This is a genomic window from Myxacorys chilensis (genome assembly GCF_059505265.1).
In genome coordinates this window covers 1-15,604 of sequence record NZ_JCACKG010000165.1, presented here as the reverse complement: position 1 = coordinate 15,604, position 15,604 = coordinate 1, and the positions used below count along the sequence as shown (strand labels likewise).

Genomic DNA, 15,604 nt, shown 5'->3' with positions numbered 1-15,604 from the left:
ATATAGGGTGAAACCGGAAGGGCAATTCCAGTTTTTCTAGCCTGTGCCAGTTCTTCTAGCCTGTAATGGTGTCACAACGATGAGTAAAGTCGCTTACCTTGAATGTCCGACGGGAATTGCAGGCGATATGTGCCTGGGTGCATTAATTGATGTTGGCGTTCCATTAGACTACCTGACTCAGCACCTTGATCCTTTGGGCATTGCGGGTGAATACAAACTGTGGGCAGAAAGCGTGCAGCGCAATGGACAACGGGCAACTAAGCTGCATATGGACTTAAGTGACGATTCCCCTCACCATTCTGCCTCACAGAGCGCTCACCTATCAAACGCCCCGCATCATTCTCACTCCAAGCAGCGACACTTGCCCGAAATTGAACAGATGATTCGCGTGGCCCAGTTACCTACAAGGGCAGAGACTTGGAGTCTAGCGATTTTTCGTCAACTTGCTGCAGCGGAAGGGGCCGTGCATGGGATTGCACCCGAGCAAGTGCATTTTCACGAAGTGGGAGCAGTAGATGCGATCGTGGATGTAGTCGGCACCTGTTTGGGGTTGGATTGGCTCGACCTCGAAACCTTCTACTGTTCGGCCTTGCCCACGGGAGGCGGCACAATTCGCGCTGCCCACGGGCGTTTACCCGTTCCTGTTCCAGCCGTGCTGAAGCTGTGGGAACTGCGCCAAGTGCCCATTTACAGCAACGGAATTGAGCGAGAACTCGTGACCCCGACCGGAGCCGCGATCGCGACCACGCTAGCCGCACAATTCGGCGCACCTCCCAACATGACCTTACAGAAAGTCGGTCTAGGTGCAGGCTCTCTCGATCTTCCCATCCCAAACATCCTCCGCCTGTGGATCGGAGAGTCCTCTCCCTCAGAAACCCAAACGCCCATTGCTCGATTCTCCCTCTCATCCCTCATCCCTCCTCGCGAAGCGGGTCGAAGACCTCCCTCATCCCTCATCCCTCATCCCTCATCCCTTCCTCTGATCACTGCTCTCGAAACTCAAATCGACGATCTCAATCCTCAAGCGATCGGCTACCTGTTCGATGTCCTCTTCCAGGCAGGAGCCGTCGATGTCTTTACACAAGCGATTGGTATGAAAAAGTCCCGTCCCGGAATTCTACTGACCGTTCTTTGTCCACCAGAAACGGTTCGGGCGTGCGAAACAGTTCTGTTCCGAGAAACAAGCACTCTAGGAATTCGGCATTCTACCCAGGTGAGATCGATGCTGGATCGAGCGTTTCAGCTTGTGGAAACGGGTTATGGACAAGTGAAGATTAAAGTGGCGTCAAGAGAAGGTGCGATCGTTAATGTTCAACCGGAATATGAAGACTGTGCTGCGATCGCCCGTCAGCACGGGTTAGCGTGGCGAGAAGTGCATCGACTGGCGTTGCAAAACTGGTATGGTCAGCAGCCTCAGTAAATGTTTAGAACATCAGGCAAATCAGGATCATTGTTACACAACTATTAAGTTATTTTGCAGAACTTTGCCGCTCTCAAATCTACTTCAAAGCGGCATACCCTGTTAGATCCACGCACTTTTTTCGTCAGCAAAACCGATTCTTAAGAATTCTTTCCGTGGCTTTACTGACCCATCGCGGTGATACTTCAAAATACGGCTACTTCACCTTAACTAAGAGATAATCCGATGATTAGTGATGATCCCTTCACTTTGCCAAATCCTGTGACGGCGTTTCTCTCCGACTCAACCGTGTGGCAACGTAGAAGAACATGTGCAACTTCCAACCGGGCGGCAACTACTCTAGACAAACCCTTCGAGGTCAGAACTTACAGGGAGTCGATCTCACTGATGCTGACTTAAGCGGAAGCGATCTTCAGGACGCAAATTTGAGCGATGCCAATTTAGAGCGGGCAAATCTCCAAGGAGCAAACCTTACCAATGCAAACTTGCTCCGAGCGAATCTCCAGGAAGCCTCTCTTCAACGCTCCTGCCTTTCTCACGCCGATTTGAGCGACGCCAACTTAGACCAAGCGCAACTCGACCATGCTGTGATGGAGTACGCCGTCCTCGATCGCGCCTCACTTCAAAAAGCAAGTCTCAACCATGTCAAACTTGACTACGCGAGTCTTCGGCAGGCGACGCTTTGTGAAGCTTCAATGCGGCTCACAAGTTTAAACTGTGCTGTGCTTGAGGAGGCAGATTTAAGCCTAGCTGTGATGGCAAACGCCTTTCTGAGAGAGGCGAGTCTCAAGAGGGCAGTTTTACAAAGAGCGAGTCTGACCGAAGCAAATCTCAACCGATCGCACCTGAATGACGCAGACCTATTTAATACGCTGCTAATGGGGGCGAACTTAGAATCTGCTTGTTTAGAAAATGCGAATTTGCAAAATGCAACCTTACACGGGGCGTATCTTAGCCGCGCCAACTTGAGAAGGGCAGACTTGAGCAATGCAGGGTTACGTCGCGCCAAGCTCAGAAGTTCGGATCTGAGTTTTGCAACCCTCAGTCAAGCTGAACTACACGGTGCACATCTCAGCTTTGCCAGACTGCATAAAGCCAATTTGAGTCAAGCTAAACTAGAGGGCGCTGATTTAGCCGGGGCTGACCTCAGGGGTGCTGATCTGCCCAATGCATCTCTCAGTCGAGCAAATTTAACCGCCGTAAACTTGAGCCGAGCCAACCTCACCAGAGCCAAACTCAACAGTGCCAATTTAAGCGAGGCAAATCTGTATCGCGCCACCTTAAGAGAAGTGCATTTTGGCGGAGCAAAACTAGCAGGAGCGAATCTAACCTGTACCGATTTGAGCCAAGCAGTACTGCGACGAACCAATTTGAATGACGCTAATTTAAGCGACGCAAATCTGCAAGAGGCGGATCTCAGCCGTGCTTTTTTGAGCGGAGCACAACTTCATCGCGCTGATTTAAGCCATGCTCGTTTAGGAGGAGCAAACTTGCTCTATGCCAATCTAGAATCGGCAAATTTAACGAGCGCAAATTTGAATCGAGCCTACCTGATTTACAGCAACTTCAGTGGAGCCATCTTAGCAGGGGCGAATCTGCGATCGGCGAACTTAGCTGGAACCCGGCTCAAGGACGCAAATTTAGAATCAGCAAATTTGCTAGGGGCACTCTGGACGAGCGAAACGGATTGGACAGATGCTCAAATCTGCAATGATCGAGGCTATGCGCGATCGCAAGAGCAATCTCTCTTCGCTCAAGGTGCCCTGCGTCAACTGACCGAAGCCAGTGTTGCCATCGAAGAAGCAAGAATTGATCTCGACGATCGCTTGTCGTGCCTCGAAGATTTACTAGAGCGATCTAAGTATCTGCTCAGGCGGTTAGAGCGCACTGCCGAGAAACTAGATAGCCAGACACAATCAGATCTGATTCGCGCCATTAGGACGCGAATTGTGAACTTTGACGAAAATTACGATCGCGCCGTGAGCGAAATTAGAGATTACCAACAGTGCATCGAGGCATTAAACGAGGAAAGCCTTCAACCAGACATCGTGAGAAACTTACTTTTTAGAATTCACCAAAGCATCACTCAGTTGAATCAATACGCGGAGTTGTTTGAGCGGTTATGGGCGCATCAAACCGAAGTCAGTCACGACGAGATTGTGATTGACATTGTGATTGACTTGATCGAGTCCCTTGATGAAGACGAGGACGAAGATGAGCAACAGAACTATGGCTGAAATTTTCCTAAGTATTGTCAACCTATGTATTGCCAGCTTAAGTTAAAGAGCGTTAGTTTCGTTCTTTACTCGGTGGAAGCAAGTTGCGAGTGATGACGTAATAAAGTCCTGCGCAATCAGACACTAGCGCCGCCAGAAGCGCATTCTCCATCGGTTCTGAGTAGGCTTCTCGGATACCAAAGGCGGGCAAGATACTAACGCCATCAACCAAAACGGCGCGATCGCCATTGGCACAATTAATGACCAGAGCGCGACCATTCGATCGCTCAACGCATATCTGAACCGGCCCCGCGCTTCATCGGCTACAAAATCCGCTTTCTCGATTCCGCGCCGATCTAGGTAGTTCTCAGTCGATTGAACCGAGGACTGGCCTAAATAGGCATGGTGATCGACCTCAGTTAACGCCATTGGCGCAATCTGAATTGCCGTCTCATCAATGTTGTGCCGATTAAGATACTCTCCAGTGGACAAAGCCATAACACCTCAACCTATCCGTAATTTCAGGAAAGTGACTCCTCATTCCACGGGATCAAACTCCGTGGGTTAGATTGCTCTAACCGTTTCGATAGGTTCGCTGAAGTTAATCACCGTCCTGAAATTACAAATGGATTTAGAAAGATTGGATCTGGAAAGCTGAAGTTAGAAAGGCGAGTCTGAACGAGATTGAGAAATTGTCTAACACAGTGTCTAACATACTGAAAATGTGAGTACTGAAAATTAAGTAATGACGATCTCTTTGATCACGCGATCGTCTTGAACAACACCAAGGCTGCGACCTTTTTGTCGCTCTTCGTGGGCAATGCCGTAGAGGGCTAAGCCAGTTCGCAGCACCTCTGCCATGTTCTTGTCCTCAGCTTCCGCCAGTTCTTGAAGCAAGGTATAGGCTTCTTCAGAGAGGTCAAGATTTAGACGTTTTCTGACTTTGGATGCGACATGCAGCTTAGTTTTATGGTTTGCCACAGAAGCGTTTTTGTTATCCGCCATAACTATCCTTTTTCGTCTCAACTATGCGTTCCCAGGCATTTCCTGATTCATTAAATTTGAGTCATGAAACGAATTTGAGTCCTGAAACCAGGGCAGCAGCGGGATATCTGACTACGACTGGCGTTTGGCACAAACTCTGACAAGAATCAATTTGAGCATTATTGAGCAATTATTCTGCTAGGTGTAATGCCTGTCCTTGATCTTCCATACAACTCTACTTTGAACTTCAAAGTTTGTATCTGTTGGTGGACAGAAGTACATAGAATCTACATAATTATTATATCTCTTGCTTAGTATTGTTTGTGCGTTAGAACACATCAGATTAGAACCCGTATAAAATCCTGTTACAAGCAGTAAAACAGAACAATAAAGCCTGCACTAAGCTGGCAATCTAGCTTAGGCAGGCAAAAGGGGATTTAAGGTTCGATCATCCTACTACAGAGATCTGAGTCAGGAACCTCTTCTCCGTCTTTGCTGGTTTGGGCAAGCTGAACGAAGAGGATAGACGACGCGCCGAAGGAGCGTGCAATCTGCTGACGAGTCATCTTAGGCTGACGGCGCAGCAAACGTTGAGTGGAAATGCGATCGCGCGGATGCGGCTTAGAGCAAGACGTTACCCACCGAGACTTTACCCACTGTGAGCAGAAGCGACCTGTAGAATGAGACCTCCGATTTGAACCCTTAGTGAACCTACGATTTTCCATAAGATTCTCCTACAACAATCAGGCTACGTCTGAAGCATTCGTCAAACCATTGAGCGAGACTGGCTCAACCACCAAAGTGATGTTGATCGTTTCGATGACTCGCACTTGGGTTCCGGTGGGCAATACGACGTCATCAGGGCAAACCGCATCCCACCAGGTGGCTCGGTACTCCACACGACCCGACTGTTGAGGGTAAATTGTCTTTGACACGATGCCAATGTCATCTCGTAGGCAGTATTGCGATACTGCTACGGATAGAGTTGTAAATTCTAGAGAATTTTGAAGTTGCTTTGAGCGAAAACGCTTGAACAGATTTAGGAAATTGGGAGCTTTCATTCATTCCTCCGTGAAGATTTAATCAGGTTTCACGATGAACTGATCGTCAGCAAGCATAAGAGCGCTCTGAAATAGACTCAATATAAATCGAGCTTGCATTCAGTTTTTCTAACCATTCCTCACATCGTCTGCACCCTTCCGATGCTGTGGATGTTGCACCATGATGGTATGAATCTTGAGTGAAAAATCAGCTTTATTAACTGATTAATTGCAAATATAATCCTATTTTAATGGTGTGTCAATTACTCAAAATATACATAAAATTTGTGCAACGCTATCAACTAAAGCTAACAGTCCGTTGTGACGCTAAAACTGCTCACGAAAAAAGCCAGATGCGATATCTGGCTTAACTACCTGGATATTTACTGCTAGCGGTCTGTACATTAGTCCACGTCGCCTGATAGAAGTCGCTAAATCTTTTAGCTCGTTTTGCTACCAGACGAACGATCAACTGTAGACTACCTACTAATTAGTCTGCTGCCTTACCCTTAATGCCTTCGGCAGTGCGTCTTGAGCTAGTAGAAACCGTGTCTCCTGCGCCCACTACGTTATCTTTCACGTCGCTAGCACCCTTGCTGATGCGATCGCCCAATTCCTGTGTTTTCTGGCCTGCCCGCTCACCGCTTCCGGCAACGCGATCGCCTGTTGCTTTGAGTTCCTCTTTGCCATCATCAAGGCGTCTCTTCAGCTTGTCTCCCACCTCTTGCGCCCGTTCTGGGCCACGGCCATTGTCCCAAACCTTTTTCGCGTAATCTTTCGGGCTGTCTGCCTTCATAGCATCAGCGTTGTCAATTAGCTGCTGTACCCGACCCTCGGTGCCTTCAACCGCTTTCCCCGAAGGGGCTGCATCGGTGAAGTTGTTCATGCCGCCTTCGTAGGGCTGGTTCTGTCCAGCAGGATTAGGGCCACCATCGCCAGAAGGGGTTTTGACTGAATTAGACATTTTTGCCTGTGCTGGGCCACTGCAAGCTGTGTTAAACAGTAGCACCGCACCCATCAGAAAGGCGGTTAGAACTTGTCTCAGACGGATAGATTTGATGAAAGACATGATTTTGCTCATAAGATTCTCCGTGTAATTTCAAGTGATAGCGGTTTACTGACCAATTGCTGGATTTGCCTTGGCTTCAGGACGAGCAGAACCTTCCTCTGCCGTCTTCTCTAAAAATGTAGAGGCATCTTTGAAGGCTTCACCAACTCGCTCTAAAATTTTTGCATCGGGGTTGCTGCGCTCAAGCATCGGTTGCTTGTCGTTTGGCAAACCTGACAATTTTTTCGGGGTTCTGTAGCCAATGTCTGGATTACTAGATTCAGAGGTTCGATCTCCTGGATAAAGTAAATCTGAAGAGTTACTCTTAATCGAGGTACTTGCAATCAAGCGATCGGAAGGCAAGTTCGATTGAGGCTTACCGTTTACTTTAGGATCAGTAGACATTCTGTAGTTTGTATATCCGTCTCCATTCTTGGTGTGAGGGTTGTTGTTGCCTCCCATCTGAACAGGCAGATTGTTTGGACGTGCACCCTGAGCAGTTTCATTGCTACAAGCCGTGTTTAATAGCAAGATAAATCCTGCGAAAACGGTTACTAAGAACTGTCCTACTCTTACTTTTTTCAGAAATTCTGCTAGTCTTTGCATACGCTGCTCCTGCTAATTTAAGCCTTAGTGATTGGGCTTAAAACTTCTACATAGACAGTGACGGGTCAAATTCCCCTTTCAAGGAAAATTTGGCTCCAACTTGATAAGCCAAAACAGCCTAGAAGCCGAAACCTTATTTGCGTCAGTTGTCATTCGCGTATCAACAGTACAAAGCCAGAGACAAGGTACGCCTCTAACGTAGGTTCCATTCTCTAGAAGATGGTGGGTAGAGAGATTCTAACTTCGGACAGAGATTAACGATCGCAAAACGGCAGCAACCGATTGCAGCGAGCTTTAGAGAAGTTCGGTTTGTAAAGTCCCAAGGAGCACGATGCCTGCGGTGAAAGGTTCCCATTGTGACTTAAGGTTAGATCGGAGCAAACCTGATGGGACGCTATGAAAGATCTGCGATCGCGGCTCGCTTGGGTCAGTCAACCTCAATTCAAAACCGGAATACGCTGGCTAATCATTGGCGCAGTGTTATATTTCTTGACAAGAACGCTAAACAATCATTGGCAAGAAGTTGCTCAAATTCGGATTGAAAAAGCGGGCTGGGCGAGTTTAGCGATCGCAACCGGGATTACACTATTTGCCCATATGTTCACAGGTTATGTCTGGACGTGGATCTTGCGGGAGCTGAGGCAGCCCGTGAGCGGTGCGTGGGGAGTGCAGGTTTATCTCAAAACGAATCTTGCCAAATATTTACCTGGAAACGTCTGGCATTTCTACGGACGAATTTCGGCGGCCAAGAAGGCGAGCATCGCGGTAGAAGTTGCGACGTTGAGCGTCTTGCTAGAGCCTCTGCTGATGGTCGCTGCCGCTTCTATTGTAGGACTGGTTAGTTTCTCTCAGCTCGATATTCATAGATTTGCGCCCCTTGTGCAAGTTGTTCTTTTGATTGGAACTCTGAGCGTTGTGCATCCACGGTTTATCAATATTTTGCTGCAACGAGTGGCGAAGCTTAAAAAAACCTCGCTCAATTCTGCTCCACCTCGGATTCGACAATATCCAGTACGGCCATTATTTGGAGAAATCGGATTTCTGCTCCTGCGATCGCTTGGATTTATCGCTACGTTCCTCGCAATCGCCCCTGTTAGAGTAGACCAGTTTCCACTTCTCGTCGGCTCATTTACTTGGGCGTGGCTGATGGGGTTCATCATTCCGGGTTTGCCTGGAGGAGTTGGAATTTTTGAAGCAACTGCGATCGCAATCTTAGGACAACATTTCCCACCTGCCCAAGTTCTAAGCACAGTTGCCCTTTACCGTTTGGTTAATACGTTAGCCGAAACCCTTGGAGCAGGACTCGTGATCATTGACGAAAGACAGCAACTTTAGCCTCCTTACTTTGTAGTTCAAGATAGAATTCTTTGCGCTACTGGTTTGCGCTACTGATTGTTTTAGGTTTCTCTTAAGGTTCATCAATAGTAACTGCCTTAGAAGAACTTACGATTTATTCGCGATCGTTATTGCTTTCCAGAACAGAATTTTCTAGAACAGGAGTTGACTTTGTTTGTGCAAAAATCCGGTAATCATCCAACGCCACATCTGTCTGAACCGATGGGTTCGACTCGTCCATCTTGACCAAATTGTAATTAACGTTTTCTGCGTAAATAGTAAATGTTACATTAAAGATCTCTAGAAAATTGACAATCCATCGGCACTCCTCTTCTGGATAGTCTTCGTAGTATCGAATCAGCTCTGCAACCCTTGCTTCAAGGTGAGTTCGAGAATTTCTACAAACTAGAATAAGCTTGAGAAGCAAAATCACCAAGGTCATCGGATTGCCTAGAGAAAGCAAAAGAATAAAGAGCGAAGATGGGTCTTGCTTATTTTCAGTGGTAAGGTACTCAATGATTCGATTGCACGTTCTAAGAATTAACGCGTCATTGATTAGTTCTTCATCATAGTCTGAATAAAGCGCATCGAGTTTCTCTGCTAATCTACTTTGTAATACTTCTGCAAATGCGCTTTTTTCGGTTGAGAAAATTAGGTACTTCTGTAGACTCTTCTTAAACTCTTGATAGCTTAAGTGCTGAGTTTGCTTAAGAAAAATATTTGCTAAATTAGCATAGCTAAATCGCCCTCGCTTTGCAACAATTGTTTTTATTAAGAGCAGAGCATTTTCACCTAATTCGGTAGGATTTTTAGGAACTCTTTCGGGGCTTCTCGCCGTTTGGGACTTAACAATATACATTGCCAAATCAAACTTAAATCGCTCCTTTAAACGTTTTGCTAATGCTCTTGCTGCTTCTCGTTGCTCAACTGGATTCTGTAGATCAATAAATTGAGGAACTAATAGATACGATACATACCGATTTGTCCAACGTTCCTGAGTATTTTGCTGTTCGTCATATCTTGAAGCAAATAACTTTAAGTCCTCGTAATCTTTACTTAGACTAAAGTTGGTAACCCAGTCCTTTAACCGTTTTAAGGTTGGAGAAATCGTTTGCTGTTGGCGCGTAGAAGCCTTGAAGAGTTGAACCAAGTCTTGAATCGACTTGTAGTGCCGTGCTGCATCCCAGTTGTTTACTAGAATGTAACAACAGCGCTTCAGCGTATTTCTAAACTCCGTTTCGTCATTCTTAAGAACAAGCTCGTATACGGCCTGAACCGTGTGTGAGCTTGTCGAGCCAACTTGACAGAAAAAGAGCCGCTTAAACTCTAATAAAACTTCTTCAGGAGGCCATTTTTTAACAATCTCTAGTAAGAATTGATAGAGAATTTCTTGCGAGGGTTGAGTCTTTTGTTCAAGGTCAGAGTGTTGCGAAATGGAACTGTTTTCCGATGCGGTTTTGACAGAACTGCTCTGTGCCACATGCTCAGGCGGCTTGGCCTCCTCTGGTAGCGCCTGCACGCCCATTGCGTCAGCAGGATAGTTGCTCTGATTGTCTGACGTTGTACTCATGTCTATCTCAGCATCAGTTTATGAGGTGTGCCGACCGTTTTGTCCTGTAAGATGAGCAAAACCAACTTGGAGTATTGCCCATCGGATCGCTCAGACTTTTATGCCTACGCGGATCTTGACTCCTACCCTTCAGTAATGCCCACAGAGGGCGCGATCGCATCACTTACAGCCAAATCAAAAAAGCTGAGATTTTATGAAAAGATGTAGGTTTCAATCTAGATCAACTTTAAAGGGATGGGGAACTGTACCCTTCTTCAACCGTCTAACCGATTTCTAAAAAACTTCTCGTGCGCTTATGTCTCGTTCAAGCTCCCTCCGTTACTATATTCTGACGCGCCTGATGCTGGCTCCGCTGATGCTGTGGCTGATCACCACGCTGGTGTTCTTGTTGCTTAGAGCGACACCTGGAGACCCAATCGACGCTCTCTTGGGTCCTCGTGCCCCTCAAGCAGCAAAAGATGCCTTGCGAGAGCAGTTGGGATTAAATAAATCACTGCTACTTCAGTATTTCGACTACATGGGATCGCTGTTGCGTTTCGACTTGGGTAAATCGCTGACAACGCAGGGGCAGAGCGTTTGGGAAATTATTACGAAGTTCTTTCCGGCGACGGTTGAACTCGCGATCGTAAGTATGGCGATCGCGCTGATTGTGGGAATTACTGTTGGCGCTATTTCTGCCTCGCGTCCTAATACAGCGCTCGATGCAGGAGGACGGCTGTTTGGCATCGTGACTTATTCTATTCCAATGTTTTGGTTTGGAATGCTGCTGCAGTTAGTTTTCTCAGTGCAGTTGGGTTGGTTCCCTTTAGGTACTAGGTTTCCAGTGACCATTTCTGCGCCTGAAGGACTAACAGGGCTATATACGATCGATAGCTTGCTGAGTGGAAACATCGCTGGATTTTTTACCGCACTGTACTATCTCGCACTACCAGCCATTACATTAGGCGTTCTGATTAGTGGAATTTTTGAGCGAATTGTTCGGGTTAATTTGAGACAGACTCTGCAAGCAGAATATGTTGAAGCCGCGAGAGCGAGAGGAATTCCTGAATCAAAAATATTGATTAACCATGCGTTGAAGAACGCCTTGATTCCGGTAATTACAATTTTAGGATTAACGCTTGCTGCAATGCTAGGCGGCGCAATTCTTACAGAAGTGACATTTTCTTGGCCCGGACTTGCTAATCGGCTTTACCGCGCCATTGCTCAACGGGATTATCCAACCGTTCAAGGAATTGTTGTTTTCTTTGCGGCGATCGTTGCGATCGCCAGCATCGCGATCGACATTATCAACGCTTACATTGATCCACGAATCCGCTACTAATTATCTGCTACCCATTAAAATGCGGGGAGATGAACCAGAATGATTCATCTCCCCGCTCACTGTCAGAGTCTTATCTCTCTAAGACACTACCGCAAGCACTCTGCTGGAATCGGTGCAGCCGCCTGATTAGAGGTCGTCGAATTATTAGACATAGAACTGTTGTTCATCGTAGAACTGTTGTTCATTGAGTTGTTCATCATAGAACTGTCGTTCATCGAAGTGTTCATCGAACCTGAGTTGCGATCGCGTCGCAGATTCGCATCAATGTTCAGCGATGCTTCACGCCCTGAGGTTCCAGCAGGGCCGTTTGCCCGATACGCAACAGCCGCACTAGGATTATTTCCGGAGAACTGTCTATATTCACCTTGCGTCGAGTTGCCTGCCGAAGCACTTCTCATTGAGTTGCCCATCATTGAGTTGCTCATTGAAGTACTTCTCATCAAGTTGCTCATCGAACCTGAGTTGTTCATCGAACTCGAGTTGCGATCGCGTCTTAGGTTGGCGTCAATATTCGCGCTTACTTCACGCCCTGAGGTTCCAGCAACACCATTCGCCCGATATGCAACAGCCGCACTAGGATTGTCACCCGAAAACTGTCTGTACTCGCCTCCCGTAGAACCATCCGTCGAGCCAGAAGCCATAGAATTCGACGTGTTGTTCGATGTATTGTTAGACTGCTGATTGTTAGACGGCTGACCTGAAGAAGTTTGAGCATCAATAGACGTCGTTACTTGGCGTCCTGTCGTTCCTTTCGGACCATCACCAACAGCCGCACCAGTGCTGTTAGATTGAGTCGATTGAGATGTAGAAGAATTATCTCCAGTCGTTGAGGTGCCGCTCACAGGTCCACCAATCCCGCCATTGATATAACCTGCACACCGATCGGACGTTCCGTTCGAGGGAGTGCGGTTAGAAGGGGCCTCGTTAGGAACAGACTGATTAGGACTGAGAGTGGGGCTTCCTGAAGATTGCGCTAAAACAGGCAGACCCAACAACGCAGAAGCACTCGCTGCTCCTAATAGAGCAATAGCTTGTTTCAGATTAAATGAATTCATCAGACGCTCCAAAATTCTTGATATGTAATTTAAGTGAAATGTAATTTTTGTTACTGTTTTAGAGTAAGAGCTACAAGTAGGAAGATTCTCTGTCTTTAGAATCAATTGCTCTCTCTCTTCAGTTGGATTAGACTTAGCAGGTTCTAAAATTTAGCTCTAGCATGACGTTATTTCGTTAATCTAGACTTAGGCTGAAAGCTAGTTACTCTCTTGCAACCTGTACTTGGAGGCTCATAATGATTGAGTTATATCAGTTTGAACTATCGCACTATGTCGAAAAGATCCGGCTGATTTTGGATTACAAAGGGTTGGAATATCGAAAGATCAATGTTACTCCTGGTATTGGGCAGATTGAGTTATTTCAGATGTCAGGTCAGCGCCAAGTTCCGGTGCTAAAAGATGGTAGCGAAATCGTTGCAGATTCAACTGCGATCGCAGAATACCTCGATCGGAAATATCCTGAAAAGCCCCTCATTCCTTCTGATCTTAAGCAAAGGGGCTTGTGTTTACAAATGGAGCAGTGGGCAGACGAATCGATCGGGCTGAATGCTCGTAAGGCCCTAATTGGTGCGATTGGTAAAAATCAAAATTTCCGCACTGCCGTTCTTCCCAATTCCACCCCGGATATTCTTAAGACTGTGGTTGGCTCCATTCCAAGCGACTTTTTTAGTATTCTCGGTCTTGGCGTCGGAATGGGACCCGATGCGGTCAAACAGGCTGAAGCTGAACTGAAGCATAGTCTAACGGCGCTGTGTTTTATTTTGCGGGAACAGCCTTATCTTCTGGGCGATGAGCCGACATTGGCAGATTTTGCGGTGGCAGGTTTGACGATGTACGTCAAATTCCCGAAGGGTCCTTATTTAGATATTCCCCACGGGCTAAAGGATCAAGGTGTTTCTGGAATTGCTGATGTGGGAACGTTTGAGCCATTCTTCACGTGGCGCGATAAGCTTTACACTGACTTCCGCAAGACGTTTTCTAGTACAGGTTATGCGAGTTCTAGTGGCTCTGCTCCAACGTCGATCAACATTGACTAAGCAATAACGACAAACGATTTATCAATTGTAGAACTAATTAATCGTAGGAACATTCTAAGCAATGTTTCTACGATTTCTTTTTGCAAACCCAAATATCATAGAATTCGGTTTGTTCTTGCCGTTCGTATCGCTGCTTAAATTCTTGTTTAAATTGATCGCTGAATAGCTTTTGAAGCGGCGGATAATAGCTGTAAACCTCGAAGGGTTTTTCATTTTTAGGAATTAACCAGCGTCGAATTTGGCATGTTCTAATAGCGTTCAGCGTATTCTCAGGCGTATTGTTGAGTCCTGATGCTTGCATTTCCATTAGCGATGCAGAATCTAACAAATAAGGATTGTTTGCAAATACTAACGCAGGTCGGTAAGCCGCCAGAGGATAACTTGAGCCATAGCCCATTGAAATTCCTTGGCTCTCACTAGCCGCATCTTTTCCGTAGACTTGCATCACTCGTTCAAGGTCTTGCACAACACGATTTGCTTTGCCAGGCTCCAAAGGATTATTCGTTCCATTCACCAACCGTAATAACGGTACTTCGGTTGAATACACAGTGAGAGAAATCGACACTATAAACGCCAATGCAGCACTGATACTAAAGGAAGTCACAAATTTAAGCCATTGCTTATGGCTATGCTCATGAGGCTGCAAACTCTTATTAATCAAATCGCTTAACAAATAAATGAATAACGGAACAAACGGAAGCATGTTATTCTCTAATGCTCCGCGAGTTGCACCCGCGATCGCAGTCACTCCAATACAAGAAATAAGAACAAGCAAATATGCTCCGTGCTGCCAGAGCCATTGGCGAAAGTATCGTGCGTTTGTGCAGAGTAGTTGCAACGCCGCGATCGCAGTTGGCACACTGATATATCCCATCCACAACAAGTTCTTTGTCACCTGTTCGGGGTTAATCCCTTTATTCCCAACTTGATGCAGCCAGGTTAAATAATTAGTAAGTGAGACATTTGAGTAGAGCATAAAGGGAGCAAGCGCCACGGCTCCAGCTCCGATGAAGGAAACACAGGTACAACCAACTCCGAAGCGTTGGAGTAGCAACACGTAAATTGGTAAGAAATGAAGCATCGCTGTAATTTTAAGATTAGTGCTGATGCCGAGTGCGATCGCGCTTCCTATGAGAGCGCTCCATTTGTTTCCATATGCCGCTAAAAATAGTCCCGCCGTTGTGCAAAGCAACAGCAGTGAATCAGGTCTTACCCAGAATGAGGATGTGACAAGTCCTGTTGCCGAGGTTAGAGCGAGAAACCATAAGCTAGTCAATCCACATCCCAAGATTGCTAAACTAAAGTTTAGGCGTTGTTTAAACAGTAGAAAGCTAACAAATAAACTTAATATTCCTGCTAAACAACCGGCAAGTTTTACACTAAAGAAGCTGGGTTGAAGTACGTTAAGAAATAGTCCTTGAACAATATATAAACATGAACCGTAATTATTGATATAACGCTCTGCGGCATCAAGGGCAGGATAGAGCGGATGCCCGGTTTGAAAGAGCCAAGATACAGATGCAACATTCGCTTCAGCCGGATCGGCAAATGTAGGAGAAGTAAGATAAGTGATAGCGAAACACAAATAATTTAGAATTGGAACGAATGCCGCTATGACCAAACCGATTTTAAGCGTTTTAGAACTGAAGTTCAGCCGATTTTTAACGGGTAAAAAAAGAACAGCAAAAATCGCACCAACCCAAAACAACTGGAGAAAAAGTAGCCAAGATTGTTCGATAGGTAGCCTCTGACTTAAGACTTTTAGTTCTGTAATTAAATTGAACGAATCCATTGTTATGCAGCTTACAGCCTTTTCCAGCCTAATGAGGTACAAGCTAGAGTAATGTAAAGTGCCATCTCTAAGCTAGCGATTATGCAACCCTACTCGCCCGACCTCCGCCAGAGAATTGTAGACCGATAAGTAGCTAGGCGGAATTAAACTTAAAACGTTCTAGGGCGTAGCCCATTGCTT

The 15,604-nt window shown here is 46.3% G+C and carries 14 protein-coding genes; 5 read left to right on the top strand and 9 right to left on the bottom strand.

Features of this window, described 5'->3' with window-relative positions:
* The first annotated feature begins 79 nt into the window (after window positions 1–79).
* Together larC and AC5JLB_RS13230 are read left to right on the top strand one after the other, a co-directional pair.
* Window positions 80–1,420, top strand: coding sequence for a nickel pincer cofactor biosynthesis protein LarC (gene larC, locus AC5JLB_RS13235; RefSeq protein WP_495874298.1), 1,341 nt, complete (start codon window positions 80–82; stop codon window positions 1,418–1,420).
* A 308-nt stretch (window positions 1,421–1,728) separates the two neighbouring features.
* On the top strand, window positions 1,729–3,657 hold the full coding sequence (locus AC5JLB_RS13230; protein ID WP_495874297.1) for a pentapeptide repeat-containing protein: 1,929 nt from the start codon (window positions 1,729–1,731) through the stop codon (window positions 3,655–3,657).
* Window positions 3,658–3,780: 123 nt separating this feature from the next.
* On the opposite strand, the gene AC5JLB_RS13225 is transcribed toward AC5JLB_RS13230, so the two are convergent.
* The 6 genes from AC5JLB_RS13225 to AC5JLB_RS13200 form a co-directional block, all read right to left on the bottom strand.
* Complete coding sequence (locus AC5JLB_RS13225; RefSeq protein WP_495874296.1) at window positions 3,781–4,134, bottom strand: hypothetical protein; 354 nt, start codon at window positions 4,132–4,134, stop codon at window positions 3,781–3,783.
* Between the two features lie 240 nt (window positions 4,135–4,374).
* Complete coding sequence (locus AC5JLB_RS13220; RefSeq protein WP_495874295.1) at window positions 4,375–4,641, bottom strand: hypothetical protein; 267 nt, start codon at window positions 4,639–4,641, stop codon at window positions 4,375–4,377.
* 416 nt (window positions 4,642–5,057) lie between these two features.
* Window positions 5,058–5,345, bottom strand: a complete 288-nt coding sequence (locus AC5JLB_RS13215; RefSeq protein ID WP_495874294.1) for a hypothetical protein — start codon at window positions 5,343–5,345, stop codon at window positions 5,058–5,060.
* Between the two features lie 18 nt (window positions 5,346–5,363).
* On the bottom strand, window positions 5,364–5,681 hold the full coding sequence (locus AC5JLB_RS13210) for an NfeD family protein (protein WP_495874293.1): 318 nt from the start codon (window positions 5,679–5,681) through the stop codon (window positions 5,364–5,366).
* 469 nt (window positions 5,682–6,150) lie between these two features.
* Entirely contained in the window at window positions 6,151–6,741 is a 591-nt protein-coding gene (locus tag AC5JLB_RS13205; protein ID WP_495874292.1) for a DUF6658 family protein, read from the bottom strand.
* Between the two features lie 33 nt (window positions 6,742–6,774).
* Window positions 6,775–7,314: a DUF6658 family protein gene (locus tag AC5JLB_RS13200; protein ID WP_495874291.1), complete on the bottom strand. Its 540-nt coding sequence runs from the start codon at window positions 7,312–7,314 to the stop codon at window positions 6,775–6,777.
* A gap of 396 nt (window positions 7,315–7,710) precedes the next feature.
* On the opposite strand from AC5JLB_RS13200, the gene AC5JLB_RS13195 reads away from it, so the two are divergent.
* Window positions 7,711–8,649 carry a lysylphosphatidylglycerol synthase domain-containing protein gene (locus AC5JLB_RS13195; protein WP_495874290.1) on the top strand — a complete coding sequence of 313 codons (939 nt, stop codon included), beginning with the start codon at window positions 7,711–7,713 and terminating at the stop codon, window positions 8,647–8,649.
* Window positions 8,650–8,764: 115 nt separating this feature from the next.
* Here the strand turns inward: AC5JLB_RS13195 and AC5JLB_RS13190 are convergent, their stop codons facing one another.
* Window positions 8,765–10,219 carry a Sll1247 family protein gene (locus AC5JLB_RS13190; RefSeq protein ID WP_495874289.1) on the bottom strand — a complete coding sequence of 485 codons (1,455 nt, stop codon included), beginning with the start codon at window positions 10,217–10,219 and terminating at the stop codon, window positions 8,765–8,767.
* A 295-nt stretch (window positions 10,220–10,514) separates the two neighbouring features.
* Between AC5JLB_RS13190 and AC5JLB_RS13185 the strand changes: the two genes are divergently transcribed.
* On the top strand, window positions 10,515–11,540 hold the full coding sequence (locus AC5JLB_RS13185; protein WP_495874288.1) for an ABC transporter permease: 1,026 nt from the start codon (window positions 10,515–10,517) through the stop codon (window positions 11,538–11,540).
* Window positions 11,541–11,626: 86 nt separating this feature from the next.
* On the opposite strand, the gene AC5JLB_RS13180 is transcribed toward AC5JLB_RS13185, so the two are convergent.
* Window positions 11,627–12,595, bottom strand: coding sequence for a hypothetical protein (locus AC5JLB_RS13180; protein ID WP_495874287.1), 969 nt, complete (start codon window positions 12,593–12,595; stop codon window positions 11,627–11,629).
* Window positions 12,596–12,831: 236 nt separating this feature from the next.
* On the opposite strand from AC5JLB_RS13180, the gene AC5JLB_RS13175 reads away from it, so the two are divergent.
* Window positions 12,832–13,632 (top strand): glutathione S-transferase family protein, encoded by an 801-nt coding sequence (locus AC5JLB_RS13175; protein ID WP_495874286.1) that lies wholly within the window; start codon window positions 12,832–12,834, stop codon window positions 13,630–13,632.
* Window positions 13,633–13,699: 67 nt separating this feature from the next.
* Here AC5JLB_RS13175 and AC5JLB_RS13170 read toward each other — a convergent pair whose 3' ends face one another.
* Complete coding sequence (locus AC5JLB_RS13170) at window positions 13,700–15,424, bottom strand: hypothetical protein (protein ID WP_495874285.1); 1,725 nt, start codon at window positions 15,422–15,424, stop codon at window positions 13,700–13,702.
* Between the last annotated feature and the right edge of the window lie 180 nt (window positions 15,425–15,604).

Excerpts from the sequence above, each read along its gene's own strand:
- larC (WP_495874298.1), top strand. The coding sequence starts at position 80 with ATGAGTAAAGTCGCTTACCTTGAATGTCCGACGGGAATTGCAGGCGAT.
- AC5JLB_RS13230 (WP_495874297.1), top strand. The coding sequence starts at position 1,729 with ATGTGCAACTTCCAACCGGGCGGCAACTACTCTAGACAAACCCTTCGA.
- AC5JLB_RS13225 (WP_495874296.1), bottom strand. The coding sequence starts at position 4,134 with ATGGCTTTGTCCACTGGAGAGTATCTTAATCGGCACAACATTGATGAG.
- AC5JLB_RS13220 (WP_495874295.1), bottom strand. The coding sequence starts at position 4,641 with ATGGCGGATAACAAAAACGCTTCTGTGGCAAACCATAAAACTAAGCTG.
- AC5JLB_RS13215 (WP_495874294.1), bottom strand. The coding sequence starts at position 5,345 with ATGGAAAATCGTAGGTTCACTAAGGGTTCAAATCGGAGGTCTCATTCT.
- AC5JLB_RS13210 (WP_495874293.1), bottom strand. The coding sequence starts at position 5,681 with ATGAAAGCTCCCAATTTCCTAAATCTGTTCAAGCGTTTTCGCTCAAAG.
- AC5JLB_RS13205 (WP_495874292.1), bottom strand. The coding sequence starts at position 6,741 with ATGAGCAAAATCATGTCTTTCATCAAATCTATCCGTCTGAGACAAGTT.
- AC5JLB_RS13200 (WP_495874291.1), bottom strand. The coding sequence starts at position 7,314 with ATGCAAAGACTAGCAGAATTTCTGAAAAAAGTAAGAGTAGGACAGTTC.
- AC5JLB_RS13195 (WP_495874290.1), top strand. The coding sequence starts at position 7,711 with ATGAAAGATCTGCGATCGCGGCTCGCTTGGGTCAGTCAACCTCAATTC.
- AC5JLB_RS13190 (WP_495874289.1), bottom strand. The coding sequence starts at position 10,219 with ATGAGTACAACGTCAGACAATCAGAGCAACTATCCTGCTGACGCAATG.
- AC5JLB_RS13185 (WP_495874288.1), top strand. The coding sequence starts at position 10,515 with ATGTCTCGTTCAAGCTCCCTCCGTTACTATATTCTGACGCGCCTGATG.
- AC5JLB_RS13180 (WP_495874287.1), bottom strand. The coding sequence starts at position 12,595 with ATGAATTCATTTAATCTGAAACAAGCTATTGCTCTATTAGGAGCAGCG.
- AC5JLB_RS13175 (WP_495874286.1), top strand. The coding sequence starts at position 12,832 with ATGATTGAGTTATATCAGTTTGAACTATCGCACTATGTCGAAAAGATC.
- AC5JLB_RS13170 (WP_495874285.1), bottom strand. The coding sequence starts at position 15,424 with ATGGATTCGTTCAATTTAATTACAGAACTAAAAGTCTTAAGTCAGAGG.